This is a genomic window from Providencia sp. PROV024 (assembly GCF_032709665.1).
GTDB classification, from domain to species: domain Bacteria; phylum Pseudomonadota; class Gammaproteobacteria; order Enterobacterales; family Enterobacteriaceae; genus Providencia; species Providencia huashanensis.
In genome coordinates this window covers 4,367,131-4,393,754 of record NZ_CP120545.1, presented here as the reverse complement: position 1 = coordinate 4,393,754, position 26,624 = coordinate 4,367,131, and the positions used below count along the sequence as shown (strand labels likewise).

The 26,624-nt window shown below is 42.4% G+C and carries 18 protein-coding genes, 2 tRNA genes, 4 rRNA genes and 1 riboswitch; of the genes, 18 read left to right on the top strand and 6 right to left on the bottom strand.

What is annotated here, in order from left to right:
• Nucleotides 1-148 precede the first annotated feature (148 nt).
• Complete coding sequence (locus P3L56_RS20370; protein WP_042846662.1) at nucleotides 149-1,213, top strand: linear amide C-N hydrolase; 1,065 nt, start codon at nucleotides 149-151, stop codon at nucleotides 1,211-1,213.
• Between the two features lie 63 nt (nucleotides 1,214-1,276).
• Here the strand turns inward: P3L56_RS20370 and metF are convergent, their stop codons facing one another.
• Both metF and argE read right to left on the bottom strand, forming a co-directional pair.
• A complete protein-coding gene (metF, locus tag P3L56_RS20365; protein ID WP_042846661.1) occupies nucleotides 1,277-2,161 on the bottom strand; it encodes a methylenetetrahydrofolate reductase in 885 nt (294 codons plus the stop codon).
• Between the two features lie 238 nt (nucleotides 2,162-2,399).
• On the bottom strand, nucleotides 2,400-3,563 hold the full coding sequence (argE, locus tag P3L56_RS20360) for an acetylornithine deacetylase (RefSeq protein ID WP_042846660.1): 1,164 nt from the start codon (nucleotides 3,561-3,563) through the stop codon (nucleotides 2,400-2,402).
• A 102-nt stretch (nucleotides 3,564-3,665) separates the two neighbouring features.
• Between argE and argC the strand changes: the two genes are divergently transcribed.
• The 4 genes from argC to argH all read left to right on the top strand — a co-directional run bounded on the left by argC (nucleotide 3,666) and on the right by argH (nucleotide 8,265).
• The gene (argC, locus tag P3L56_RS20355; RefSeq protein ID WP_048605764.1) at nucleotides 3,666-4,670 is read left to right on the top strand and encodes an N-acetyl-gamma-glutamyl-phosphate reductase; all 1,005 of its coding nucleotides are present in this window, start codon (nucleotides 3,666-3,668) and stop codon (nucleotides 4,668-4,670) included.
• 14 nt (nucleotides 4,671-4,684) lie between these two features.
• The gene (argB, locus tag P3L56_RS20350; RefSeq protein WP_048605766.1) at nucleotides 4,685-5,461 is read left to right on the top strand and encodes an acetylglutamate kinase; all 777 of its coding nucleotides are present in this window, start codon (nucleotides 4,685-4,687) and stop codon (nucleotides 5,459-5,461) included.
• A gap of 44 nt (nucleotides 5,462-5,505) precedes the next feature.
• Nucleotides 5,506-6,726 (top strand): argininosuccinate synthase, encoded by a 1,221-nt coding sequence (locus P3L56_RS20345; protein WP_042846657.1) that lies wholly within the window; start codon nucleotides 5,506-5,508, stop codon nucleotides 6,724-6,726.
• A 162-nt stretch (nucleotides 6,727-6,888) separates the two neighbouring features.
• Entirely contained in the window at nucleotides 6,889-8,265 is a 1,377-nt protein-coding gene (gene argH, locus P3L56_RS20340; RefSeq protein WP_042846656.1) for an argininosuccinate lyase, read from the top strand.
• Nucleotides 8,266-8,329: 64 nt separating this feature from the next.
• On the opposite strand, the gene P3L56_RS20335 is transcribed toward argH, so the two are convergent.
• On the bottom strand, nucleotides 8,330-8,677 hold the full coding sequence (locus P3L56_RS20335) for a hypothetical protein (protein WP_166685517.1): 348 nt from the start codon (nucleotides 8,675-8,677) through the stop codon (nucleotides 8,330-8,332).
• 79 nt (nucleotides 8,678-8,756) lie between these two features.
• A complete protein-coding gene (locus tag P3L56_RS20330; protein ID WP_166685518.1) occupies nucleotides 8,757-9,089 on the bottom strand; it encodes a pilus assembly protein in 333 nt (110 codons plus the stop codon).
• A 1,264-nt stretch (nucleotides 9,090-10,353) separates the two neighbouring features.
• Between P3L56_RS20330 and oxyR the strand changes: the two genes are divergently transcribed.
• The gene (gene oxyR, locus P3L56_RS20325) at nucleotides 10,354-11,259 is read left to right on the top strand and encodes a DNA-binding transcriptional regulator OxyR (protein ID WP_042846654.1); all 906 of its coding nucleotides are present in this window, start codon (nucleotides 10,354-10,356) and stop codon (nucleotides 11,257-11,259) included.
• A gap of 79 nt (nucleotides 11,260-11,338) precedes the next feature.
• Here the strand turns inward: oxyR and sthA are convergent, their stop codons facing one another.
• A complete protein-coding gene (gene sthA, locus P3L56_RS20320; RefSeq protein WP_042846653.1) occupies nucleotides 11,339-12,736 on the bottom strand; it encodes a Si-specific NAD(P)(+) transhydrogenase in 1,398 nt (465 codons plus the stop codon).
• 431 nt (nucleotides 12,737-13,167) lie between these two features.
• Here sthA and fabR point away from each other — a divergent pair, with 431 nt between their 5' ends.
• A complete protein-coding gene (gene fabR, locus P3L56_RS20315) occupies nucleotides 13,168-13,824 on the top strand; it encodes an HTH-type transcriptional repressor FabR (protein ID WP_042846652.1) in 657 nt (218 codons plus the stop codon).
• A 12-nt stretch (nucleotides 13,825-13,836) separates the two neighbouring features.
• Nucleotides 13,837-14,226: a YijD family membrane protein gene (locus P3L56_RS20310; protein ID WP_042846651.1), complete on the top strand. Its 390-nt coding sequence runs from the start codon at nucleotides 13,837-13,839 to the stop codon at nucleotides 14,224-14,226.
• A gap of 59 nt (nucleotides 14,227-14,285) precedes the next feature.
• Here the strand turns inward: P3L56_RS20310 and trmA are convergent, their stop codons facing one another.
• On the bottom strand, nucleotides 14,286-15,383 hold the full coding sequence (gene trmA, locus P3L56_RS20305; protein WP_272686266.1) for a tRNA (uridine(54)-C5)-methyltransferase TrmA: 1,098 nt from the start codon (nucleotides 15,381-15,383) through the stop codon (nucleotides 14,286-14,288).
• A gap of 85 nt (nucleotides 15,384-15,468) precedes the next feature.
• A riboswitch (cobalamin riboswitch) is annotated at nucleotides 15,469-15,592 on the top strand.
• A gap of 73 nt (nucleotides 15,593-15,665) precedes the next feature.
• On the opposite strand from trmA, the gene btuB reads away from it, so the two are divergent.
• The 10 genes from btuB to birA all read left to right on the top strand — a co-directional run bounded on the left by btuB (nucleotide 15,666) and on the right by birA (nucleotide 26,622).
• Nucleotides 15,666-17,552 carry a TonB-dependent vitamin B12 receptor BtuB gene (btuB, locus tag P3L56_RS20300; protein ID WP_272686265.1) on the top strand — a complete coding sequence of 629 codons (1,887 nt, stop codon included), beginning with the start codon at nucleotides 15,666-15,668 and terminating at the stop codon, nucleotides 17,550-17,552.
• On the top strand, nucleotides 17,497-18,360 hold the full coding sequence (gene murI, locus P3L56_RS20295; protein WP_272686264.1) for a glutamate racemase: 864 nt from the start codon (nucleotides 17,497-17,499) through the stop codon (nucleotides 18,358-18,360). Before btuB ends, murI begins: the two co-directional genes overlap by 56 nt.
• 541 nt (nucleotides 18,361-18,901) lie before the next feature.
• Nucleotides 18,902-20,441: ribosomal RNA gene (locus P3L56_RS20290) — 16S ribosomal RNA — on the top strand.
• Nucleotides 20,442-20,574: 133 nt separating this feature from the next.
• Nucleotides 20,575-20,650 (top strand) — tRNA-Glu (locus tag P3L56_RS20285).
• Nucleotides 20,651-21,007: 357 nt separating this feature from the next.
• Nucleotides 21,008-23,915 (top strand): 23S ribosomal RNA (locus P3L56_RS20280).
• Between the two features lie 146 nt (nucleotides 23,916-24,061).
• Nucleotides 24,062-24,177, top strand: a 5S ribosomal RNA gene (gene rrf, locus P3L56_RS20275).
• A 45-nt stretch (nucleotides 24,178-24,222) separates the two neighbouring features.
• Nucleotides 24,223-24,298: transfer RNA gene (locus P3L56_RS20270), tRNA-Thr, on the top strand.
• Nucleotides 24,299-24,324: 26 nt separating this feature from the next.
• A 5S ribosomal RNA gene (rrf, locus tag P3L56_RS20265) occupies nucleotides 24,325-24,440 on the top strand.
• Together the 16S, 23S and 5S rRNA genes with 2 tRNA genes alongside form the textbook arrangement of a ribosomal RNA operon.
• Nucleotides 24,441-24,616: 176 nt before the next feature.
• A complete protein-coding gene (gene murB, locus P3L56_RS20260) occupies nucleotides 24,617-25,651 on the top strand; it encodes a UDP-N-acetylmuramate dehydrogenase (protein WP_210831497.1) in 1,035 nt (344 codons plus the stop codon).
• On the top strand, nucleotides 25,648-26,622 hold the full coding sequence (birA, locus tag P3L56_RS20255) for a bifunctional biotin--[acetyl-CoA-carboxylase] ligase/biotin operon repressor BirA (RefSeq protein WP_042849050.1): 975 nt from the start codon (nucleotides 25,648-25,650) through the stop codon (nucleotides 26,620-26,622). The genes murB and birA overlap by 4 nt, the downstream gene beginning before the upstream one ends.
• Nucleotides 26,623-26,624: the final 2 nt, after the last annotated feature.

The following is a 26,624-nucleotide window of genomic DNA, read 5'->3' as shown; positions in this document are numbered from 1 at the left end:
CTGTTTTATTTTTATATTCATTTTGTTGGATATAAACGCCAGAATGTATTATACCTTAAATAAGTCAGGTTAATTTATTAAATATCATGGGTTTTATTCATCGTAATTATGGTAATAGGCAAATATATTATTTGATAAGGCTGCTCACATGTTAGAAAAAAACACAAATCCTCGCGCGTTTGCTTGTACATCTCTGGCAATCACAGATAAAAATAATTACGTTTATCACGGTAGAACATTAGAGTTCTCTTCAGATGAACCTGAGTCAATTTTAACTTATTACCCGAAGAACCATATTTTTCAGCGTAAAGCCCCTGATGGCTCTTTAGGACTAAAGTATAAAGTGAAGTATCCTTTTATCGCAATTACTGCGCCAGTGAGTATTTTAGGGGAAAGGGATGTTCTTGAAGGCGTTAACTCCGGAGGGTTAGCTTTTAGTTTAAATATGATCACAGATTCTGAATTAGCCCCCCTTAACCCCAAAAAATATACTAAAGCAGTACCGATTGCATCAATTGGTGAGTGGGCATTATCTCAATACGCCACAGTCGCTGAGTTGAAAAAAGCGATCCCTAAAACGGCATTTTGGTCACAAAAATTATTACTGCTGCGTAATATGCCAAGCCCTTTTCATTATGCTTTTTATGACAGAACGGGGGCGTGTATCGTGGTTGAAGTATCAAAGGGGGTTTTGCACGTTTATGACAACCCAACTCGCTGTATGACGAATGGCCCTGAATTTCCTTGGCATCTCACTAACCTTAATAACTATACCCAACTCTCAAATGTTGATGTGTCATCAAGCACGTTAGGTAATATGAAACTCTCCCAGCCTGATAGTGGTATCGCTCTTGCTGCAGTGCCAAATGCTGACACCTCTGTTGGGCGGTTTGTTCGGGCAGTTTATTATTCAACTTACTATCATAAAGTATCAGACCCCAATGTTCAGCTCGTAGAATTAGGGCACGTCATGAATAAATTTGACCGGCCTAAAAATGCCTCTGTTGATCCATTATTAGGGGAAGATGATATCTTCAAGCTTTACCTAACCGAGTTTTCAGTTTGGACAGTATTGACTGATTTGCAGCGGGGGATACTCTTATTTAGAGGGTATAACAATTTAAATTATCAAAAATTTACGATAGAACAATTTGAGAATGAGCAACAACCCGTATTCATTCACGTTAATGTTCCTAACCCAGCCTTGGTTTAGTCTATTTATAGGGTGAGGGGCAACTAGCCCCTTTAATGAACTTATGTGCTGTAAACTCGCCCTTTAAGGCCTAACTCCTAACGTATGACAGATTGCATAAGTAAGTTCAGAGCGGTTAAGGGTATAAAAATGGAAATCTTTCACGCCTTCTCTGCTCAAAATTTTGACCATATCCATGGCGATTGACGCACCAACAAGGTTACGGCTTTCAGGGTCGTTGTCTAACCCTTCATACATTTTGCTCATCCATGCGGGAATGCGTACATTGGTTAATTTGGCAAAACGCTCTAACTGACGGAAATTAGAAACGGGTAAAATACCTGGGACGATTTCAACGTCGATACCTGTTGCAACGCAGCGATCGCGAAAACGGAGGTAGCTTTCAACATCAAAGAAAAATTGGGTGATTGCACGGCTAGCACCTGCATCAATTTTCTTTTTAAGGCTAATTAAATCTGCTTGGGCACTTTTCGCTTCAGGGTGAACCTCTGGATAAGCAGCGACTGAAATATCAAAGTCGGCTTCACCTTTTAATAGTTCAACCAAATCAGTTGCATACATATCGGGTTTATTGCTGTTATCGGGTAGGTCGCCACGTAGAGCTACGATATGGCGTATACCATTATTCCAGTAGTCACGTGCAATGCCTTTTAATTCATCACGGCTCGCATCGATACAGGTTAAATGAGGGGCTGCAATTAAACCTGTTTTATCTTTGATATCTTTAATAATGCTATGGGTTCGATCGCGTTCACCTGAGTTGGCACCATAGGTCACTGATACAAATTTAGGTTTTAAGGTTTTGAGTCTATCGATAGATTTCCAAAGTGTTTGCTCCATCTCTTCACTGCGAGGTGGGAAAAACTCAAATGAAACATTAATTTGGCCATCTAATTCAGCTAAGTTTTGATTTAGCGCTTCGCGCTGGTTTGCGTGAAAAAAACTCATACCCTGTAACCTCGCAATTTGCAGACTCATTATTATCTTTGTGAGTTATGATCTTTATAAATAATCACATCCATGTACGCGTCTATACGTTTAGACGGCTAAATAGAGATTACCGGATATTGGTCGATAGTCAACCCTTAAATTAAATATAGACGCTGAGGTTTTTTCAAAGGTAACAGGAAAAAAATTCATGATAAAAACGCATGGCGCTAAATATAGCCATGCGTTTTTAAGGCAATCATTGATTTTGTTTAGTAAAACAGAAGTGTTCTATCATTTGGCTAATTAGCTGACGAGTCGGTTCTATAAAACGCATATCAATAAACTCATCAGGTTGGTGTGCTTGCTCAATCGAACCTGGGCCAAGTACTAAGGTCGGGCACAGTTCTTGAATGAATGGCGCTTCAGTACAGTAATTTACGGTATCTGCTTTTTGCCCTAGTAACTGTTCAATCACAGCAACCATTTTGTGATCTGTTGGGCATTCATAGCCAGGAATTGGTGGATGCATTGATTCTATTGCTATACGGCCTGGCCATTTGGTGCTGACAGGCTCAAGGGCATGATTTAACATTTCATCCAGATCTTGCAATGTCAGCCCTGGTAGTGGGCGAATATCCATATGCAACTCACAACAGCCGCAGATACGGTTTGCCGCGTCCCCTCCATGAATGTGCCCAAAGTTCATAGTTGGGTATGGAATAACAAAAGCAGGGTTATTAAAACGCTCTTTCAATGTATTTCTGAGCGTCATCAAATGAGAAATCGATTCATGCATTAATTCAATCGCATTAACACCACGCTCTGGGTCACTGGAATGCCCTGATTGCCCAGTAATGCGAATGGCGTTCGATATATGCCCTTTATGTGCTCGTATAGGTTGTAAAGACGTAGGTTCACCAATAATAGCAAAATCAGGGCGTAGTGCTGTGTTAGCCGCAAAATAACGTGCACCTGCCATTGACGTTTCTTCATCAGCAGTTGCTAAGATATGCAGTGGGCGTTGGAGTTTTGTTAAATCCATATCTCTTAACGCATCAACAATAAAGGCGAAAAAACCTTTCATATCTGCGGTACCAAGCCCATATAACTTACCATCGTGCTCAGTCAGCTCGAATGGGTTTTTACTCCAACGGCCCTCATCGAATGGTACTGTGTCGGTATGGCCACATAACATTAGCCCACCGTTACCCTCACCGATAGAAGCGAGTAAGTTGTATTTATCACGTGTTTCCGGCACAGGTTGGATGTTAACCGAAAAACCGAGAGTTTCTAACCAACCACCTAAAAGTTCCACAAGGGCTTTATTGCTTTGATCCAAATGAGAATCAGTCGCACTAATCGATGGAGTGGCAATTAATTGACGATAAATCTCAATAAATGCAGGTAATTTAATATTCACTGTTGACAGCCTTTATCCATAATAGTATCAATATTCATGCACTTTATTTGAATAAAAATACACATTAAACTGTTTGGGTCACGAGTACAAGGTAGAAAGCATATGTTGAACACACTCATTATCGGGGCCAGTGGCTATACTGGAGCAGAATTAGCCGCTTATTTGCAGCGTCACCCTGAAATAAATCTTCAGGGATTAATGGTTTCTGCGCAAAGCGCAGATGCAAATAAACGTTTTTCTGATTTGCATCCTCAGTATAAGGGTATTATTGACCTTCCGGTACAGCCATTAACTGATGTTGCAGAGGCTGCGAAAGGTATTGATGTTGTTTTTCTCGCTACTGCACATGAAGTGAGCCATGACATCGCGCCTCAATTTCTTGAGGCGGGTTGTGTGGTGTTTGACTTATCCGGTGCTTATCGCGTTCAAGACCCTGCGTTTTATACGCAGTACTATGGCTTTGAACATACAAATACCGAATGGTTAATGCAAGCGGTTTACGGTTTAGCTGAATGGCAGGCGGATAAAATTCGACAAGCTCAGTTAATTGCTGTTCCGGGGTGTTATCCGACGGTGTCTCAGTTAGCGCTGAAGCCATTAATTGATGCGCAATTACTGGATGACGCAATGTGGCCAGTAATTAATGCAACTAGCGGTGTTTCAGGTGCGGGCCGTAAGGCATCGATGACCAACAGTTTTTGTGAAGTTAGCTTACAGCCATATGGCATCTTTACGCATCGTCATCAGCCAGAAATTGCGACTCATTTAGGTCGGGATGTCATTTTCACTCCTCATCTGGGCAATTTTTCACGAGGAATATTGGCGACTATCACCTGCAAAGTAAAAGCCGGTGTGACCGCAGAGCAGGTCGGTAAAACTTTTAAAGAGGCATATCAAGGCAAACCGTTAGTCCGTTTGTATGAAAAAGGTGTTCCAGCATTGAAATCAGTTGTTGGTACGCCATTTTGTGATATCGGCTATGTATTGAAAGGGGAACACCTGATTTTAGTCGGTACAGAAGATAACCTGCTTAAAGGTGCTGCTGCACAAGCCGTTCAGTGCATGAATATTCGTTTTGGTTTTAATGAAACTCAGTCATTATTTTAATAAGGATCAAACCCATGCAACCCTTAGTGATTAAATTGGGCGGAGTGTTACTTGATAGCACCGAGGCACTTGAAAAGTTGTTTACGGCAATCCAAAGCTATCGCCAGCGACATCAACGTGAGCTAGTGATTGTTCATGGTGGTGGGTGCTTAGTAGATGAACTAATGCAAAAACTACAATTACCTGTCGTGAAAAAACAAGGGTTGCGTGTCACGCCTGCAGACCAAATCGATATTATTACGGGTGCCTTAGCGGGAACAGCTAATAAAACCTTGCTAGCGTGGGCGATAAAATATCAGTTACCTGCGGTAGGTTTGTCGCTGGGTGACGGTCAAAGTGCCATAGTGACTCAATTAAATGAAGAGCTAGGGCATGTTGGAAACGCAAAGCCAGGTAACTCTAATTTATTGAAATTACTTTTGAATTCAGGTTATTTACCAATTGTTAGCTCGATAGGGGTCACCCCAGAGGGTGAATTGATGAATGTGAATGCTGACCAAGCAGCCACCGCTATCGCGCAAGCATTAAATGCAGATCTGGTTTTACTGTCTGATGTGAGCGGTATTTTGGATGGTAAAGGCCAGAAAATTGATGAAATGACGACACAAAAAGCCCAAAAATTAATTGAGCAAGGCATCATCACTGATGGAATGATTGTTAAGGTGAATGCTGCACTTGATGCCGCAACGGCCTTACAGCGCTCGGTTGATATCGCAAGTTGGCGTCATGCAGAACAACTTCCTGAGCTGTTTAATGGGACAGCTATCGGAACTCGGATCTTGGCATCATAAATGAGCCATGGAAATAAATATTAATTGAGCGGAATAGGTACGTTATGAAAAAGGGCATTAAAAAAATCGTATTAGCATACTCAGGTGGTCTCGATACATCGGCAATTATTCCATGGTTGAAAGAAAACTATGATGACTGCGAAGTGGTTGCTTTCGTTGCTGACGTAGGGCAAGACAGAGAAGACTTAGTCGGTGTTGAGAAAAAGGCTCTGCAATCAGGCGCATCTGAGTGTTACGTTGTTGATCTGCGCGAAGAATTCGTTAAGGAATATATTTACCCAGTTCTTAAAACAGGTGCGTTATACGAAGGTAGTTATTTATTAGGTACCTCAATGGCTCGTCCTATTATTGCAAAAGCCCAAGTGGAAATTGCCTTAAAAGTAGGGGCTGATGCGGTTGCCCATGGCGCAACAGGTAAAGGGAATGACCAAGTACGCTTCGAAAGCACTTATACTGCGCTTGCGCCGCAATTACAGGTGGTTGCTCCATGGCGTGAGTGGGATCTTCGCTCACGTGAGGCGCTGCTCGATTATTTAAAAGAGCGCAATATCCCAACGACTGCTAGCCTTGAAAAAATTTATAGCCGTGATGAAAATGCGTGGCATATCTCTACAGAAGGTGGTGTATTAGAAAGCACATGGAATGCAGCAAACCAAGACTGCTGGGTATGGACAGTTGACCCACAAGATGCGCCAGATGAAGCTGAACTGGTGACCGTGGGCGTGAAACACGGCGAGGTAGTTTCAGTTAATGGTAAAACATTATCTGCACTAGGTTGCCTAGAAACACTGAATACGCTAGGGGCAAAACACGGTGTTGGCCGTATCGATATCGTTGAAAACCGTTTAGTCGGCATGAAATCTCGCGGTTGCTATGAAACCCCAGGGGGCACCATTATGATGGCGGCTCTGCGTGGCGTTGAGCAATTAGTTCTGGACCGCGATAGCTACAAATGGCGTGAGCAATTAGGCTTAGAAATGTCTTATGTGGTTTATGATGGGCGTTGGTTTGCGCCATTACGCCATTCGCTACAAGCTGCGGCAGAATCATTAGCACAAGATGTCACCGGTGAAGTTGTTCTGAAATTATATAAAGGGCAAGTCACGGCAATTCAGAAGAAAGCGGACAAGAGCCTATATTCTGAAGAATTCGCCACATTTGGTGAAGATGAGGTATATGACCATAGCCACGCAGGCGGGTTTATCCGTCTTTATTCTCTGTCTTCACGTATCCGTGCGTTGAAAGAACAGAATAAAGCTAAGTAACCTATACTCGTCATACTTCAAGTTGCAGTGGCGTTGATTGTACACATTGACTTGTCGCTTAGCTGCACCTCGAATTATTGGGAATATAACAGGCTAGATCCCCGGCAGCGTTTAGTGTTGTCGGGAGCAAAACTTATTTTATCAATCAGGTAGGGATTAGTTATGGCACTATGGGGTGGGCGTTTTAGCCAGCAAGCGGATCAACGGTTTAAACAGTTTAATGATTCACTGCGTTTTGATTATCGCTTGGCGCAACAAGATATTATTGGCTCAGTCGCATGGTCAAAATCATTAGTCACCGTTGGTGTACTGACTGAGAGCGAACAACAATCTTTAGAACAAGCGCTAAATGCATTGTTAAAAGAAGTGCAAGATAACCCTGAAATTATACTGCAAAGTGATGCAGAAGATATTCACAGCTGGGTTGAAGGTAAACTGATTGATAAAGTTGGTGATTTAGGTAAAAAATTACACACAGGTCGTAGTCGTAATGACCAAGTGGCGACAGATTTAAAATTATGGTGTAAAGACCAAGTCGCATTATTATTAGAAGCGGTCACTGAGCTACAAAAAGCATTAGTCATCACAGCCGAAAATAACCAAGACGCAGTGATGCCAGGCTATACTCATTTACAACGCGCTCAGCCCGTGACATTTGCCCACTGGTGTTTAGCTTATAGTGAAATGTTAGCGCGTGATGAAAGCCGCTTAAAAGACACACTAAAGCGTCTAGACGTTAGCCCATTAGGGTGTGGTGCATTGGCGGGGACAGCGTATGATATTGACCGAGAGCAACTTGCCTCTTGGCTTGGTTTCGCATCTGCGACACGCAATAGTTTAGACACCGTTTCAGACAGAGATCACGTACTCGAATTATTATCCGATGCCAGCATTGGCATGGTGCATTTATCGCGTTTTGCTGAAGATTTGATTTTCTTCAATAGTGGTGAGGCAGGCTTCGTTGAGTTATCTGACAAAGTAACCTCTGGCTCTTCATTAATGCCACAAAAGAAAAACCCAGATGCACTGGAATTGATCCGCGGTAAATGTGGGCGAGTTCAAGGTGCATTAACGGGTATGATGATGACGTTAAAAGGGTTACCGCTTGCTTATAACAAAGACATGCAAGAGGATAAAGAAGGCTTATTTGATGCATTAGACACATGGTTAGATTGTATGCATATGGCAGCGTTAGTCCTTGATGGTATTCAAATTCGTCGCCCACGTTGTGAAGATGCAGCAAAACAAGGCTATGCAAATGCGACTGAGCTGGCGGATTATTTAGTAGCGAAAGGCGTTCCATTCCGTGAAGCGCACCATATTGTGGGTGAAGCGGTTGTTACTGCTATTGCTCAAGGTAAAGCATTGGAAGAAATGGCATTAAGTGATCTGCAAAAATTCAGTGATACTATTCAATTGGATGTGTATGAAATTTTATCGCTGCAATCATGCTTAGATAAGCGGTTAGCAAAAGGTGGGGTATCTCAGAAGCAGGTGGCGAGTGCGATTGTGGAGGCAAAAACAAGGTTGGGGCTTTAATCGGTCATTGTCATCAGAAAATGGGGGGTAGCATGACTACCCCAATTCCCATAACACAGTTCTATTAAATATATTTAACGGTTAGCATGCCTAGTTGTTTCTCCTCGTTAACCCAATTGTATGAATATTCATTTCTGCCATCATTAATAACCTTCCAGCCACTTTTTTGAGTAATATTATTTAGCTCAATACTCTCGGTGGTTGATTCTGTATTATTATTCATACAATGTAATTTAACCTGTGTTTCAGTGATATCATTTGTACAATTCGGATGGACAATTGCGCCATAGAAATTAATGGTGCCAGAATCTTGATTCTGAGCGGCATAAGCACTAAATATACTAGAAGCTGTCACTAATAATAAAGCTGTTATTGAACAATGAAATGTTTTTTTCGCCATTGAATTTTTCATAATAGAATCCTATAACTGAATTTGTTTAAAATCAGTTGGTTATATTGTTTTGGTTATTTAATAAAAAGTCGTTTAATGATTATGCATGTTGTACTGATAGTAGTGCATGGCCTTTATCTTCATTAGTCCATTTAAATTGATAAATGCTACGGTTATTATCTAATTTTTTCCACTCTGTGGATTTTTGCTCTTTAGAAAAATCAATTTTGCTAGTTTCCATTTTATTTTTTTCATTATTAAAACAATTTAAGTTTGTTTTATTATTATTGATATCATAAGTACATGGTGAAGCAACAATAGCAGCTTTAAAATTAATTGTTGTTTGATTTTCTTTAGCTTGTACATTTGTAGTGAATAATGAAGTAGCGACTAAAGTTAATGCTAATACTGAAGAGATACTTTTAATAGTCATGATGTTAATTCCTAATTTAAAGTCTATATAATTTGGTTGATTCAATTTGTTCATGTCTTGCTATGGGAAGAATTATAAAACGAAAAACGCGCCAAAGGTGTAAATTTGAAAATTCAAATGTGTGGAAATATAATAGAAATAGGGGTTGTATAGAATCTATCCTGTTTAATGTCCTATAGCAGGTTTTTTATTATCATCTATTAATTTGTCTTTTTTGGTGTTTAATGTTCTGAGTTTGTGGTTTTGGTTCTCTTTTTGATGGTTTAATCTGCTGTGATTTTTTTAATAGTGACAGCGAGTAGAGCTCTATTTATATATAAAGTAGTCAGGTTACATTGAGATTTTGAATTAACTTTCAAACAGAAACTTACAAAGATTAATAATAAATGAAAACAAATATAACAAAATGTTTCTAAAAAAAGGCTAGCCAAGCCCATTTTTAAACTTTTGGAGAGTAAAGCTCCCTTGTTTTTCGAGCTATTTCGCTTAAAACTACATTGTGATTAATATAAATGTTTCAATATTACATCCAATTATATTGGAACTCCCCAAATTGATGTTTGACGTCTTTATTTTTGCTTGCTTGCCCTATTAGTTGTTGCTCATGTTAAGGTGCAACTCTTTTTTTGTATTTACAAAAAGAGAAGGCTAAGTGGGTTGCCTCTTTACTACATCACATTGCTGATCTCTATTACGCCTTTTGTTGTTATTTGTTTTCAGCCGCCTCATTTGCTTACTTGGCCGTTTCAGCTCTCTTCAATACTCAGGTTTGTTATCATTAGTATGCTGTATAGGGTATCGACAGTGTGGCGACATTCTTTAATCATTTAATAGGGTATTTTTTAACTTGTGAGGGGATAAAGTGTGGTAATAGTAGCATCCATAGTATTTTAGCTCCTCGTGTCATTATCACGGATGAAAGCTTTCTAGAAGCGACTAGACTAGATATAAACTATTATTTGGGGGAGGTTTGTTTATGTACTCATATAAAATTGAAGAAAGGTTTACTTTAATTTGATGTCATAAATACAATTTATAATTGTTTGATTCCTATTTTTGTTTTGTGAAAAATGGGGGAACAAAATTGATTCATTTTGTTTCTAGGCGTTACTATTTATTTCACTAAATGGGTTATTTATGCAGAAATGGGATGAAATACGGTGTTTTTTTAATATATCAATAGATATAACAAACTAATATCGATATAGTGATTGGTATTATCTATCTTTGGTTTGGCAAAGAATTCACGAAAGGAAATAGAAATATGAATATTCGAGATTTGGAGTACCTTGTTGCACTAGCTGAACATAAACACTTTAGACGTGCCGCGGATTCTTGTCATGTTAGCCAACCAACATTGAGTGGACAAATTCGTAAGCTAGAAGAAGAGCTTGGTGTTATGCTACTAGAAAGAACTAGTCGTAAAGTTCTTTTTACTCAACAAGGTTTATTACTCGTTGAACAGGCTCGAACTATTTTGCGAGAAATAAAAGTACTGCAAGAAATGGCCGCGTTGCAAGGCGAGAGTATGTCTGGCCCATTGCATATCGGTTTGATACCTACAGTGGCACCGTACTTATTACCACATATCATTCCTCAATTGCACCAAGCACACCCTAAATTAGAAATTTACTTACATGAAGCACAAACTCAGCAATTACTGGCTCAGTTAGATAGTGGTAAATTAGACTGTGCAATTTTAGCGGAAGTGAAAGAAACAGATCCTTTTATTGTTGTCCCTTTATTTGAAGAACCCATGAAATTAGCTATCTATGAAAGCCATCCATGGCATGGGCGTGACACCATTGAAATGGGTGAATTATCAGGTGAAAAGCTATTAATGCTAGAAGATGGCCATTGTTTGCGTGACCAAGCTATGGGCTTTTGTTTCCAAGCGGGCGCTAAAGAGGATACGCATTTTAGGGCGACTAGTTTAGAAACGTTACGCAACATGGTCGCCGCAGGAAGTGGGATTACACTATTACCTGATTTAGCGGTACCAAATGAAGTTTGCCGTGATGGCGTTTGCTATTTGAATTGCATTGAGCCAGAACCGAAACGTACGATTGTTTTAGTTTATCGTCCGGGGTCTCCATTAAGAGGTCGCTATGAGCAATTAGCAGAAACCATTTATAACTCGATGGATCACTATTATAAGAATCGAGTTTAGGAATAAAGCTCGCTAATTGTTTACATCTCAAAAAGATATGATGGTTGCCAGAAAAACAGGCAACCATAATTGCACATCATTAAAATAAGCGGTTTAAGCCATTTAATGCAGCGACACGGAAAGCTTCTGCCATAGTAGGGTAATTGAATGTGGTATTAACGAAATATTCAATGGTATTACCTTCACCTTTTTGTTCCATAATAGCTTGGCCGATATGAATAATCTCAGCCGCCCTTTCACCGAAACAGTGAATACCTAATATTTGTAGCGTTTCTCTATGAAATAGTATTTTTAAACTGCCGACATTCATCCCAGCAATTTGAGCTCGAGCTAAATGTTTAAATTGCGCTCGGCCAACTTCGTAAGGTACTTTCATTGCCGTCAGTTCTTGTTCTGTTTTACCAACAGAACTAATTTCAGGGATGGTATAAATCCCCGTTGGAATATCCTCAACTAAATGTGCATTACCTAAACTACCGCCGATTGCACGAGCTGCAATTCGCCCTTGGTCATAGGCAGCAGACGCCAGACTTGGGTAGCCAATCACATCACCAACAGCATAAATGTGTTCATTTGTTGTTCGGTAGGCTTTGTTGACTTTAACTAAACCACGGCCATCCGCTTCGATTCCTACATTGGCGAGACCTAAACCGTCAGTATTACCTGTTCTTCCGTTGGCGTACAGTAAACAGTCAGCTTTGACTTTTTTACCTGATTTAAGGTGAACAATGACCCCATCATCTAAACCTTCAATCTTTTCATATTCTTCATTATGGCGGATCACAATGCCACTATTCCAAAAATGATACGACAAGGCATCAGACATTTCTTGGTCAAGAAAAGCCAGTAGGTGATCGCGAGTGTTAATTAAATCAACTTTGACTCCCAATCCACGGAAAATAGATGCGTATTCGCAGCCGATAACCCCCGCACCATAAATAATGACGTGGCGAGGTTCATGGGTTAGGTTGAGAATGGTATCGCTGTTATAAATTCGGGAATGGTTAAAATCTACGTCAGAAGGGCAGTATGGGCGAGACCCTGTTGCTATCACAATTTTATCTGCACTTAAAACATCGCAGCTTCCATCTGCATAGCGGACACTCACATGTTGCTCATCAATAAAAGTTGCTTCACCAGAAAACATTTGGCAACCATTACGCTCATAAAACCCTTGTCGCATACGCGTTTGTTGGCTAATAACTGTTTCGGCATGCCTGAGGATTTCAGAAAAAGAGGAGCTTAAGTTACGGGAATTATCACTATAAAGGGGGTTCTGGTTGAATTCGATAATACGGCTAACTGCATGGCGGAGGGCTTTTGAGGGAATGGTTCCCCAGTGGGTACAGCCTCCGCCGACATTATTATAACGTTCAATAACAGCAACGTTTTTTCCTTGTTTTACCAGTCCCATGGCAGCGCCTTCACCACCAGGGCCGGAACCAATGACTATTGCATCAAAATGGGTAAGTTGCATAAGGTAAGACCTGTTTTTAATACGAAGTGACTACATTATAGTAACATCAGTTGCTTCCTTAACCTAATTTCTCTTTTTCCATCGCCTTCTTTTGCATATTCAAAACACGGATTTATGTCTGTTTATTTAAACCCATTCGTTTGCCGTTTTGCGATAAATTAGAAATTCTGGGGGAACAATATCGAGTGCATTTTTGGTAAAACTATTTTTTCTTGTTCGGGTAGGGTGTAGTGGTGAAGATGATGGTTTCTATATAAGAAAACAGCAAAGATAGTAAGCGAAATTCTGAAAATGGCTAAATTGTAATAAAGAGTCGATTTTTCTCTCAACCAGATGAAGAAATTTCAGGTATGCTAGGGGGTGAATAGCACTCCTTATTTACATCTTTGATGTAATTATTAACGTTTAATGACATAGAAATTAGGATCACCGTGAGCAACACTATTGGCGTTAGAGCAAAACAAAAAGAAAAAACACGTCGTTCACTCGTCGAAGCTGCTTTTAGCCAATTAAGTGCTGAACGGAGCTTTACTAGCCTTAGTTTACGGGAAGTCGCTCGGGAAGCGGGTATTGCGCCAACTTCATTTTATCGCCATTTCAAAGACGTTGATGAACTTGGTCTGACAATGGTAGATGAGAGCGGTCTGATGTTGCGCCAGCTGATGCGTCAAGCACGGCAGCGTATTGCGAAAGGTGGGAGTGTGATCCGCACATCAGTCTCAACTTTTATGGAGTTTATTGGTAATAACCCAAACGCCTTTCGGTTATTATTGCGAGAGCGTTCCGGTACCTCGGCTGAGTTTCGTGCTGCAGTGGCAAGGGAAATTCAACATTTTATTGCTGAATTAGCGGATTACCTTGAATTAGAAAGCCATATGCCGCGTCATTTTACTGAGATGCAATCAGAAGCAATGGTGACAATTGTATTCAGTGCTGGTGCTGAAGCGCTTGATATAGATGAAGAAAAACGAAGAAAACTTGAAGAACGGTTGGTATTGCAACTAAGAATGATCGCTAAAGGCGCCTACTATTGGTACCGCCGTGAACAAGAACGACAGAATCAAACTGACCCAGACCTAACCAAATAATAAGGAGAATCAATGACGGATCAAAAAAGTTACGAAAGAAGTACATTACTGCTGGCACTTGTAATTGGGCTTGCGACTCATGGGACTTTCTCTACGTTGTTTAACTCATTAGTCGATTTTTCTTTCTTTCCCATTTTAACATTAGTACTCGCTGTTTATTGTTTGCACCAACGTTATTTACACCAAGCTATGCCGATGGGGTTACCAAAATTTGTTGCTGGTAGTTTCTTTGTTGGGATATTTGGCTATGCCGCGATTTTACGTGTTCAAAATCCAGAGGTTGGCTCAAATTTTATTCCCTCGACTATCATTGTGATTTTAGCTTTATGGATGTATGTCAGTTGGAAAGCTCGTAAAAAAGAACAACAAGAATTAGCGTTAGAACAAGAAATTGAAAATTAAAGTGAATTAATAAACTAAAAAACGCCGTATTATACGGCGTTTTTTGTCGCTGCTATTTTCTAACGGCGGGTTAATAACACACCGCTTTCCATATGGTGGGTATAGGGGAATTGGTCAAATAACGCTAGTTTTTCAATTTTATGGGTTTGGGTCAGTTCATTGAGATTATCGCATAAGGTTTCAGGGTTACATGAGATATAGACAATGTGGTCATAACCTTGAACTAGTTTTACAGTTTCTTTATCTAACCCACTTCGTGGCGGGTCAACAAAAATGGTATTGCATTGATAATCTGCAAGTGAAATTCCTTCAAGGCGTTTAAATTCACGCACACCTTGCATTGCTTGAGTAAAATCTTCAGCGGACATTCGGATAATCTGCACATTTTCAATATTATTTGCTTCTATATTATATTGAGCAGCAGCAACCGACGGTTTGGCAATTTCAGTCGCTAATACCTGTTTAAAATTTTGCGCTAAAGCCAATGAAAAGTTCCCATTACCACAATAAAGCTCTAATAAATCACCTGTTGAATTTTTTGTTGCACCAATAGCCCATTCCAACATTTTTATATTGACCTGTGCATTCGGTTGAGTGAAGCTATTTTCTACTTGGCGATAAACCATGTTTTTACCATTTACAGGTAAAACTTCATCAATATAATCATTATCTAACATGATTTTTGTCTTTGATGCTCTACCGATAAGCTGTACATCAAACCCTTTTTTAGTCAGCGTTTCTTTTAACGCCTTAGCTTCAATGACCCACTCTTCACCTAATTTTTTATGATATAGCAGTGAAACAATCAGCTTATTACTCAGTGTGGATAAATAATCGATTTGGAATAACTTGTGGCGTAGCAACTCATTGGGCTGAATTAATGGTAACAGCGTTGCCATCATGTCATTAATTAGCTGACTTGCGACCGGAAATTGTTCGATACGAATGCGTTCTTTCGTCTCTTTATCAAACATAATATGAAACAGGTCATCGCCTTCGTGCCAAATTCTAAATTCTGCACGCATCCGGTAATGGGACGCCGGTGATGAAAAAATTTCAGGTTCGGGAGCATTAAAAGGAGCCATCATAGCTTTTAAGCGGTCAGTTTTCTCTGCGAGTTGCAGTTCGTAGTCTTCTGTATGCAACGTGTTTGGCATGTTTGGCCCCATAAAACAGTAAAAAATTCGTATCAGGGGCGAAATTGTAGGGCAAGCAGCGAAGATGTCCAGTTTTCATTATTCATCCGTAGACACTGATTGTTATTCCTCTTAGGATAATGCCTTGAGTGAGCAGGGAATTTGGTTGGAATCCAAAACTGACGCGCAACGGTAAAAGTCCGATACCTGCCACACATCTAATCGCTTCGTTGAATATTCGCGCGGATCTTATATTCAACCTCGCGGAATCTTAATTTAATTGATTTTCCGAGTGTAATCATAATGAATAATAAAAAGTTGCTGCCGTTATCGGCCGCTGCTCTGGCAGTGCTATGTAGTATTCCTTCTTTGGCAAGTGGAAATAGTCAATCTGATCAGCTAGTTGTGTCAGCAAACCGTTTTGAACAACCTATCTCTTCTATATTAGCTCCTGTCACGGTCGTGACCCGTGAAGATATTGACCATTGGCAATCTAATACCGTGATTGATGTATTAAGGCGTTTGCCAGGTGTGGATATTGCGCAAAGTGGGGGAATGGGTCAACAAAGCTCACTATTTATTCGTGGAACTGAATCTCGCCATGTTTTGGTCTTAATTGATGGTGTTCGTTTGAATCAAGCGGGTATTTCAGGCTCATCTGATATGAGCCAAATTCCAATTTCTCTGGTACAGCGCATTGAATATATACGCGGAGCACGCTCAGCGGTTTATGGTTCTGATGCTGTTGGTGGTGTAGTGAATATTATTACTCGCCGTGATAACGATGGCACAACTTTAAATGCAGGTATTGGCTCACACAGTTACCAAAACTATAACGGTTCGACTCAGCAAAAGATTGGTGAAAATACAACCGTAACAGCTGCCGGAGCTTATACTCATACCAAAGGGTTTGATTTAGCGCCAAAAGATGTTAGCCCAAGACAATATGATAAAGATGGCTTCCTGAGTAAGTCATTATGGTTAGGCATTGAACATCAATTTTCTTCAGAAATATTAGCGTATGCAAGAGCGTATGGTTATGACAACCGTACAAATTATGACGTATCCGAGTATGCAGGATTAAGTGTGGATACCCGCAAGCTTTATAGCCGTACTTATGAAACCGGTTTGAAATATCATCAGGGTAAATATTCGTCATCATTGATGGGGAGTTATGGTTATTCAAAAGATTACAACTTTGATCCTAGAAAAGGACAATATAGTGAATCTGCAAATCTTGATGAGTCCAAACAGTACGATATTCAATGGGGTAATAGTTACCTATTAGATAAAGGTAATATTAGTGCGGGGGTTGATTATCAACGTCAAAGTATTGAGCCTAGCAGTTATGCGATGATCAGTGAAAAACAGACGTTAAATAACACCGGGATATACCTCACAGGGCAATATGCGATTATTGATTCTGTAACAGCAGAAGCCGCTATACGTTCTGACCATCACTCTGAATTTAATTGGCACACAACATGGCAATCGGGTCTTAGTTGGGAGTTTTATGAGGGTTATAAACTTATTGGTTCATATGCAACTGCCTATAAAGCACCTAATCTAACCCAATTATATGCGTATTCTTCATCGGCATACGGAACAACGCTAGGTAATCCGAACTTAAAACCTGAAGAAAGTAAGCAGTGGGAGATAGGGGTTGAAGGAACGACAGGACCACTCTTTTGGCAGGTCAATGCATACCATAATGATATTGATAACCTGATTGCATATAAATCAGGTTATCCGACTAGCACTTATGAGAACATTGGCGAAGCTGAAATTAAAGGTATTGAATGGGTTGGTGAGTTCGAAACAGGTGTTCTTCATCACCAAGTAACCTATCAATATATTGATCCACGTAACAAAAAGACGGATAAGATTCTGGAGAGACGGGCTAAGCAGCAAGTTAAATACCAGCTAGATTGGGCTATTGATAAAGTAGATATGGGGCTAACCTACCAATATATAGGCTCTCGCTATGATAATGACTATAGCCAATTTCCTTCTAGACGTGTAAAACAAGGCGGTGTTAGCCTTTGGGATCTCACAGCTGCGTATCCAATCACTTCACATCTCACAATTCGTGGTAAAATAGCTAATATGTTCGATAAAGACTATGAGACCGCGTATGGTTATCGCACCGCTGGAAGAGAATATTTCCTCACTGGAAGCTACAACTTCTGATAACACCCTATCTGTTCGCCCGACCATTCTAGTGTTTGACTCTGGAGTGGGCGGGTTATCTGTCTATCGTGAAGTCAAAAAAATGATCCCGAATGCCCACTATATCTATGCATTCGACAATGAAGCCTTCCCTTATGGTGAAAAAAGTGAAGAGTTTATTATTGATAGGGTCTATCAAATCGTAAATTCGATAGCTGCAAAGCATCCTTTAACGATCGCAATTATTGCTTGTAATACGGCAAGTACAGTCAGCCTTCCTAATTTAAGGGCCCATTTCTCCTTTCCTGTTGTAGGCGTGGTTCCCGCAATTAAGCCGGCTACCAAACTAACACGTAATGGTGTGGTTGGTTTATTGGCAACGAAAGGCACCGTAAACCGTGAATACACTAAAGAGCTGATCGATCGTTTCGCAACAGACTGCAAAGTGATTTCCTTAGGGTCTGCGGAATTGGTCCAACTAGCAGAAAGAAAGCTGCATGGGGAAACATTACCATTAGACGAAGTTGCTCAAACTGTCAGGCCATGGCTCAGAATGCCAGAACCCCCAGACACCGTTATTTTGGGCTGTACTCATTTCCCTCTATTAATAGAGGAACTAGAAAAGGTACTTCCCGATGGCACAAGGTTTATTGATTCAGGTTCTGCAATAGCAAGAAGAACGGCTTGGCTAATTAACAACCAAGCTGAGACGATGAATTCTGATGAAGACGATTTCGCATATTGTTTATTAATGGATGCCAACGTAAAAGACTTACAGCCTATTCTTGAGCTTGAAGGGTTCAAAACGCTGCAAAAACTAGCTATTTAAGTTAAATTTGATGGAAAGCTGAGCGAACGAAAAAAAATATGAAAAAAAGGGTTGCCAGATTTTTCTGACCCCCTATAATGCGCCACCACTGACCGGGAACAAGACAACGCAAAGCGCGATGAACACTGAAACGGCAGCGAGAGATTCTGAAAAGAAAAAGCAAAAAATTGCTTGACTCTCACAGAGGAAAGCGTAATATACGCCACCTCGCGACAACGACCTAAGTTAATAAAAACTGAGTCGAATTTCCAAAAGAAATGTCGCAACGCTCTTTAACAATTTATCAGACAATCTGTGTGGGCACTCACAGGACACTATCAAAAAAATATTTGATTTTAAGTCTTGAAGAGTGACTAACACGTTAATTCATATATATGAAATAAGGTAGTAACGCTTATTTTGGAAGGATAACGCGAAGGCAAACAGAGGTAACCCGAGACAGTACTTAGGTACGGCGAAGGGAAGCGATGTGAAGCCGACAACGTTAGCCGAACAAAAGAACGTTACGGTCAGTAAGACATTCTTTGAGCATCAAGCTTTTTAATTGAAGAGTTTGATCATGGCTCAGATTGAACGCTGGCGGCAGGCCTAACACATGCAAGTCGAGCGGTAACAGGGGAAGCTTGCTTCTCGCTGACGAGCGGCGGACGGGTGAGTAATGTATGGGGATCTGCCCGATAGAGGGGGATAACCACTGGAAACGGTGGCTAATACCGCATAATCTCTTAGGAGCAAAGCAGGGGAACTTCGGTCCTTGCGCTATCGGATGAACCCATATGGGATTAGCTAGTAGGTGGGGTAATGGCTCACCTAGGCGACGATCCCTAGCTGGTCTGAGAGGATGATCAGCCACACTGGGACTGAGACACGGCCCAGACTCCTACGGGAGGCAGCAGTGGGGAATATTGCACAATGGGCGCAAGCCTGATGCAGCCATGCCGCGTGTATGAAGAAGGCCCTAGGGTTGTAAAGTACTTTCAGTCGGGAGGAAGGCGTTGATGCTAATATCATCAACGATTGACGTTACCGACAGAAGAAGCACCGGCTAACTCCGTGCCAGCAGCCGCGGTAATACGGAGGGTGCAAGCGTTAATCGGAATTACTGGGCGTAAAGCGCACGCAGGCGGTTGATTAAGTTAGATGTGAAATCCCCGGGCTTAACCTGGGAATGGCATCTAAGACTGGTCAGCTAGAGTCTTGTAGAGGGGGGTAGAATTCCATGTGTAGCGGTGAAATGCGTAGAGATGTGGAGGAATACCGGTGGCGAAGGCGGCCCCCTGGACAAAGACTGACGCTCAGGTGCGAAAGCGTGGGGAGCAAACAGGATTAGATACCCTGGTAGTCCACGCTGTAAACGATGTCGATTTGAAGGTTGTTCCCTTGAGGAGTGGCTTTCGGAGCTAACGCGTTAAATCGACCGCCTGGGGAGTACGGCCGCAAGGTTAAAACTCAAATGAATTGACGGGGGCCCGCACAAGCGGTGGAGCATGTGGTTTAATTCGATGCAACGCGAAGAACCTTACCTACTCTTGACATCCAGAGAACTTAGCAGAGATGCTTTGGTGCCTTCGGGAACTCTGAGACAGGTGCTGCATGGCTGTCGTCAGCTCGTGTTGTGAAATGTTGGGTTAAGTCCCGCAACGAGCGCAACCCTTATCCTTTGTTGCCAGCGATTCGGTCGGGAACTCAAAGGAGACTGCCGGTGATAAACCGGAGGAAGGTGGGGATGACGTCAAGTCATCATGGCCCTTACGAGTAGGGCTACACACGTGCTACAATGGCGTATACAAAGAGAAGCGACCTCGCGAGAGCAAGCGGAACTCATAAAGTACGTCGTAGTCCGGATTGGAGTCTGCAACTCGACTCCATGAAGTCGGAATCGCTAGTAATCGTAGATCAGAATGCTACGGTGAATACGTTCCCGGGCCTTGTACACACCGCCCGTCACACCATGGGAGTGGGTTGCAAAAGAAGTAGGTAGCTTAACCTTCGGGAGGGCGCTTACCACTTTGTGATTCATGACTGGGGTGAAGTCGTAACAAGGTAACCGTAGGGGAACCTGCGGTTGGATCACCTCCTTACCATTGAAGTGTTTTTGTGAAGTGCTCACACAGATTGTCTGATAGAAAGTAGAGCAATAGGCTATACGTGGGAGACTTACTTGAAAGAGTAGGACTTGCATGAGATACCGCAGCAGTATGTGCAATATCTTGTGTCCCCTTCGTCTAGAGGCCTAGGACACCGCCCTTTCACGGCGGTAACAGGGGTTCGAATCCCCTAGGGGACGCCAATTGCGCCGATATCGAGTGAAAGACGATGTCCCCAATAATGATTAAGCCAATTACGTTGTAGTTGGTTTAACAATTATGCTCTTTAACAATCTGGAACAAGCTGAAAATTGAAAACAACGCACATTGTTTATCGCTTAAACAATGTGAGAGTCTCTCAAAAATCTCAACTTGAAGTGTTTTTCAAACACACAAACGAGTGGCATGAGCGAGCAGTGTGAAATTCAAGGCGGCTAGCGCACAGCAAGCGCAGCGTACAATAGTACGTGAGCATTGCGAGCACTACCCAACGAAGAAGTTCACCACGCGCAGCCATGACGTTAAGTGTCGTCTGATAAGAAGACACCTTCGGGTTGTGAGGTTAAGCGACTAAGCGTACACGGTGGATGCCTAGGCAATCAGAGGCGATGAAGGACGTGCTAATCTGCGATAAGCGTCGGTAAGGTGATATGAACCGTTATACCCGACGATTTCCGAATGGGGAAACCCAGTGCAATTCGTTGCACTATCGTTTGATGAATACATAGTCAAACGAAGCGAACCGGGGGAACTGAAACATCTCAGTACCCCGAGGAAAAGAAATCAACCGAGATTCCCCTAGTAGCGGCGAGCGAACGGGGAGCAGCCCAGAGTCTTAATCAGCATTAGTATCAGGAGAACGGTCTGGAAAGTCCGGCAGTAAAGGGTGATAGCCCCGTATCTGAAGATATTAGTGTTGTGAACTCGACGAGTAGGGCGGGACACGTGTTATCCTGTCTGAATATGGGGGGACCATCCTCCAAGGCTAAATACTCCTGATTGACCGATAGTGAACCAGTACCGTGAGGGAAAGGCGAAAAGAACCCCGGCGAGGGGAGTGAAATAGAACCTGAAACCGTGTACGTACAAGCAGTGGGAGCCTTGATTTATCAGGGTGACTGCGTACCTTTTGTATAATGGGTCAGCGACTTATATTCTGTAGCAAGGTTAACCGTATAGGGGAGCCGTAGGGAAACCGAGTCTTAACTGGGCGAATGAGTTGCAGGGTATAGACCCGAAACCCGGTGATCTAGCCATGGGCAGGTTGAAGGTTGGGTAACACTAACTGGAGGACCGAACCGACTAATGTTGAAAAATTAGCGGATGACTTGTGGCTGGGGGTGAAAGGCCAATCAAACCGGGAGATAGCTGGTTCTCCCCGAAAGCTATTTAGGTAGCGCCTCGTGAACTCATCTTCGGGGGTAGAGCACTGTTCGACTAGGGGGTCATCCCGACTTACCAACTCGATGCAAACTACGAATACCGAAGAATGTTATCACGGGAGACACACGGCGGGTGCTAACGTTCGTCGTGAAGAGGGAAACAACCCAGACCGCCAGCTAAGGTCCCAAAGTCATAGTTAAGTGGGAAACGAAGTGGGAAGGCTCAGACAGCCAGGATGTTGGCTTAGAAGCAGCCATCATTTAAAGAAAGCGTAATAGCTCACTGGTCGAGTCGGCCTGCGCGGAAGATGTAACGGGGCTAAACTATGCACCGAAGCTGCGGCAGCGATATGTAAATATTGTTGGGTAGGGGAGCGTTCTGTAAGCCTGTGAAGGTGTACTGTGAGGTATGCTGGAGGTATCAGAAGTGCGAATGCTGACATAAGTAACGATAATGCGGGTGAAAAACCCGCACGCCGGAAGACCAAGGGTTCCTGTCCAACGTTAATCGGGGCAGGGTGAGTCGACCCCTAAGGCGAGGCAGAAATGCGTAGTCGATGGGAAACGGGTTAATATTCCCGTACTGGTGATAATTGCGATGGGGGGACGGAGAAGGCTAGGCTGGCCGGGCGACGGTTGTCCCGGTTTAAGGATGTAGGCAGGTGAATTAGGCAAATCCGGTTCACTATATGCTGAGGTCTGATGACGAGTCACTACGGTGGCGAAGTAGCTCATGCCCCGCTTCCAGGAAAAGCCTCTAAGCTCTAGATTATCACTAATCGTACCCCAAACCGACACAGGTGGTCAGGTAGAGAATACTCAGGCGCTTGAGAGAACTCGGGTGAAGGAACTAGGCAAAATGGTGCCGTAACTTCGGGAGAAGGCACGCTGGCGCTAGGTGAAGTGGTTTACCCATGGAGCTGAAGCCAGTCGCAGATACCAGCTGGCTGCAACTGTTTATTAAAAACACAGCACTGTGCAAACACGAAAGTGGACGTATACGGTGTGACGCCTGCCCGGTGCTGGAAGGTTAATTGATGGGGTTATCCGTAAGGAGAAGCTCTTGATCGAAGCCCCAGTAAACGGCGGCCGTAACTATAACGGTCCTAAGGTAGCGAAATTCCTTGTCGGGTAAGTTCCGACCTGCACGAATGGCGTAATGATGGCCAGGCTGTCTCCACCCGAGACTCAGTGAAATTGAACTCGCTGTGAAGATGCAGTGTACCCGCGGCAAGACGGAAAGACCCCGTGAACCTTTACTATAGCTTGACACTGAACATTGAGCCTTGATGTGTAGGATAGGTGGGAGGCTTTGAAGTGTGGACGCCAGTCTGCATGGAGCCAACCTTGAAATACCACCCTTTAATGTTTGATGTTCTAACGTTGCCCCGTTATCCGGGGTGCGGACAGTGTCTGGTGGGTAGTTTGACTGGGGCGGTCTCCTCCCAAAGAGTAACGGAGGAGCACGAAGGTTGGCTAAGCATGGTCGGACATCATGCGGTTAGTGCAAAGGCATAAGCCAGCTTGACTGCGAGAGTGACGGCTCGAGCAGGTACGAAAGTAGGTCTTAGTGATCCGGTGGTTCTGAATGGAAGGGCCATCGCTCAACGGATAAAAGGTACTCCGGGGATAACAGGCTGATACCGCCCAAGAGTTCATATCGACGGCGGTGTTTGGCACCTCGATGTCGGCTCATCACATCCTGGGGCTGAAGTAGGTCCCAAGGGTACGGCTGTTCGCCGTTTAAAGTGGTACGCGAGCTGGGTTTAGAACGTCGTGAGACAGTTCGGTCCCTATCTGCCGTGGGCGTTGGAAGATTGAAAGGGGCTGCTCCTAGTACGAGAGGACCGGAGTGGACGCACCACTGGTGTTCGGGTTGTCATGCCAATGGCATTGCCCGGTAGCTAAGTGCGGAAGAGATAACCGCTGAAAGCATCTAAGCGGGAAACTTGCCTTGAGATGAGTCTTCCCTGACCCTTTAAGGGTCCTAAAGGAACGTTTAAGACTAAGACGTTGATAGGTTGGGTGTGTAAGCATAGCGATATGTTGAGCTAACCAATACTAATGAACCGTGAGGCTTAACCTGACAACACCGAAGGTGTTTTAGAGATTGAGAGATGAGGTTGATTCAATGAGCGTGAGAAGCCGAAAGGCGAGGGACATGGCAGCTTGTTCAAGATTGCAGTTCTGGTTTAGTGACGAAATGTGCTAAACGGGAACGAACCGAATTTGTCTGGCGGCAATAGCGCGGTGGTCCCACCTGACCCCATGCCGAACTCAGCAGTGAAACGCCGTAGCGCCGATGGTAGTGTGGGGTCTCCCCATGTGAGAGTAGGGAACTGCCAGACACTAAATTTTAAGGTTGTGTCAGTACTGACTGACCGCACCATATTGCTGATATGGCTCAGTTGGTAGAGCACACCCTTGGTAAGGGTGAGGTCCCCAGTTCGAATCTGGGTATCAGCACCATATAATCGGCATTTAAAAAGAATTTACCTAGCGGCAATAGCGCGGTGGTCCCACCTGACCCCATGCCGAACTCAGTAGTGAAACGCCGTAGCGCCGATGGTAGTGTGGGGTCTCCCCATGTGAGAGTAGGGAACTGCTAGGTTTTAAATATAAAGAAGCCACCCAATGGGTGGCTTTTTGCTATTTAAATTTTGCTAAAAAATAGCGGCCTCTATATAAAATATCTCAAATTATCTTATTTTATTATTCTAGCTACCCACGATTAAGTCTGACTGATAGACTTACTTTATTATCGTTATATTTTCCCTGAAGGTAGTAATGAATCCAACTTCTGAACTCAAGCCATTCAATAGCTTTGGTATTGATGCAAAAGCATTATCCGTTTTTATAGTAGAAAATAAACAATCGCTCCATCAGCAATGGCTCAAAGCGAAAAGTGATAATTTGCCTGTACTATTACTTGGAGGGGGGAGCAATGTCTTATTTGTAGAGAATTTTGACGGTATTGTCATTATTAATCAATTAAAAGGCATTGAGATCGCAGAGTGTGGCGATTATTGGCACGTACATGTCCAAGCGGGTGAAAATTGGCATCAGCTATTGGAAGCATTGTTGCAAAAAGGGGTTTACGGTGCAGAGAACCTTGCTTTAATTCCTGGGTGTGCAGGTTCCGCCCCAATACAAAACATCGGTGCTTATGGCGTTGAGTTAAAAGATATTTGTGATTACGTAGATATCTTGTCGCTTGAGACAAATCAAGAAACGCGTATTACAGCCAGTGAGTGCCAATTTGGCTACCGTGATAGTATCTTTAAACATAAGTATCAATATGGCTATGCTATTGTCAGTATTGGGCTGAAATTCGCGAAAATGTGGGAACCTAAGTTGACTTACGGTGACTTGGCACAGTTTAACCCCGAAACGGTAACACCTAAGCAAGTCTTTGATGCCGTGTGCCAAACTCGTAGAAATAAATTACCTGACCCTAAAATTACCGGCAATGCAGGTAGTTTCTTTAAAAACCCTGTTGTTTCTGCTGAACAAGCTGCAAAAATTAAGCAACAAAACCCAAGTTGTCCTCAATATATTCAAGATGATGGTAGTGTAAAATTGGCAGCAGGCTGGCTTATTGACCAGTGTGGCTTAAAAGGGCATGAGATAGGAGGAGCAGCAGTTCATACTCAGCAGGCACTTGTTTTAATTAATAAACATCAAGCCACTGGGATGGATGTTGTTAATCTCGCAAAATACGTGAGTCAAAGTGTTGCTAAGCGTTTTGGTATTATCTTAGAACCGGAAGTTCGATTTATTGGTCGTCATGGCGAGGTTAACGCAATGGATTATATTCAATGAAAGAGGCATCAATCCCCTTACAGCTGATAGATATCTTAGCAGATGCTCAAATACACTCTGGTGAACAACTCGGTGATAAACTTGGAATGACGAGGGCTGCTATCAATAAGCATATTAAAACGTTGCGCTCTTGGGGCTTAAACATCGAAACTGTTACAGGAAAAGGTTATAAACTACCTCACCAAATTAATTTATTAAACCGAGCAGTCATTAAGCAGCAAATTAGTGATGTTAACATTATTGTTGAGCCTGTTATTAATTCAACAAACCAATATATGTTAGAGCGCATTCCAAGCCTAAAATCGGGAGATACTTGCTTAGCGGAGTATCAAAGTGCTGGGCGCGGTAGAAGAGGGCGGCAATGGGTATCGCCATTTGGCTGTAACCTTTATTTATCAATGTATTGGAAGTTGGACCAAGGTCCTGCTGCGGCAATAGGGCTAAGCCTAGTTGTGGGTATCGTAATTGCAGAAACATTAAATAAAATTAGCCAAGAAAAAGTAAAAGTGAAGTGGCCTAATGATCTGTACATGAATGATAAAAAACTGGCTGGGATTTTAGTTGAATTAACAGGTAAAACAGGGGATGCTGCTCATATTATTATTGGTATTGGAATTAATATTGGTATGAATAAAAACAATATTGAAAGTTCAAATACAATAACACAAGAATGGTCTTCATTAAGAGATGAAGTTGAAGATATAGAGCGTAATGAATTATCTGTAAATATAATTAAAGCATTAAGAGAGTCTTTGGTTATATTTGAAAACGAAGGGTTAAAACCATTTTTAGATAGGTGGTTTAAATTAGATAACTTTTTGAATAGGGATGTTAAGTTACTGATTGGTAATGATATAATTACGGGTGTTGAACGTGGGATTAATGAGCAAGGCGCATTATTATTACAAAAAAATAATGGTGAAATCATTCCTTATATTGGCGGTGAAATATCATTGAGGCCCAATGAGTAATA

Excerpts from the sequence above, each read along its gene's own strand:
- P3L56_RS20370 (WP_042846662.1), top strand. The coding sequence starts at position 149 with ATGTTAGAAAAAAACACAAATCCTCGCGCGTTTGCTTGTACATCTCTG.
- argB (WP_048605766.1), top strand. The coding sequence starts at position 4,685 with ATGCAACCCTTAGTGATTAAATTGGGCGGAGTGTTACTTGATAGCACC.
- argH (WP_042846656.1), top strand. The coding sequence starts at position 6,889 with ATGGCACTATGGGGTGGGCGTTTTAGCCAGCAAGCGGATCAACGGTTT.
- P3L56_RS20310 (WP_042846651.1), top strand. The coding sequence starts at position 13,837 with ATGACGGATCAAAAAAGTTACGAAAGAAGTACATTACTGCTGGCACTT.
- murB (WP_210831497.1), top strand. The coding sequence starts at position 24,617 with ATGAATCCAACTTCTGAACTCAAGCCATTCAATAGCTTTGGTATTGAT.
- P3L56_RS20335 (WP_166685517.1), bottom strand. The coding sequence starts at position 8,677 with ATGAAAAATTCAATGGCGAAAAAAACATTTCATTGTTCAATAACAGCT.
- trmA (WP_272686266.1), bottom strand. The coding sequence starts at position 15,383 with ATGCCAAACACGTTGCATACAGAAGACTACGAACTGCAACTCGCAGAG.
- sthA (WP_042846653.1), bottom strand. The coding sequence starts at position 12,736 with ATGCAACTTACCCATTTTGATGCAATAGTCATTGGTTCCGGCCCTGGT.
- P3L56_RS20330 (WP_166685518.1), bottom strand. The coding sequence starts at position 9,089 with ATGACTATTAAAAGTATCTCTTCAGTATTAGCATTAACTTTAGTCGCT.
- btuB (WP_272686265.1), top strand. The coding sequence starts at position 15,666 with ATGAATAATAAAAAGTTGCTGCCGTTATCGGCCGCTGCTCTGGCAGTG.
- birA (WP_042849050.1), top strand. The coding sequence starts at position 25,648 with ATGAAAGAGGCATCAATCCCCTTACAGCTGATAGATATCTTAGCAGAT.
- metF (WP_042846661.1), bottom strand. The coding sequence starts at position 2,161 with ATGAGTTTTTTTCACGCAAACCAGCGCGAAGCGCTAAATCAAAACTTA.
- P3L56_RS20345 (WP_042846657.1), top strand. The coding sequence starts at position 5,506 with ATGAAAAAGGGCATTAAAAAAATCGTATTAGCATACTCAGGTGGTCTC.
- murI (WP_272686264.1), top strand. The coding sequence starts at position 17,497 with ATGGTTATCGCACCGCTGGAAGAGAATATTTCCTCACTGGAAGCTACA.
- argC (WP_048605764.1), top strand. The coding sequence starts at position 3,666 with ATGTTGAACACACTCATTATCGGGGCCAGTGGCTATACTGGAGCAGAA.
- oxyR (WP_042846654.1), top strand. The coding sequence starts at position 10,354 with ATGAATATTCGAGATTTGGAGTACCTTGTTGCACTAGCTGAACATAAA.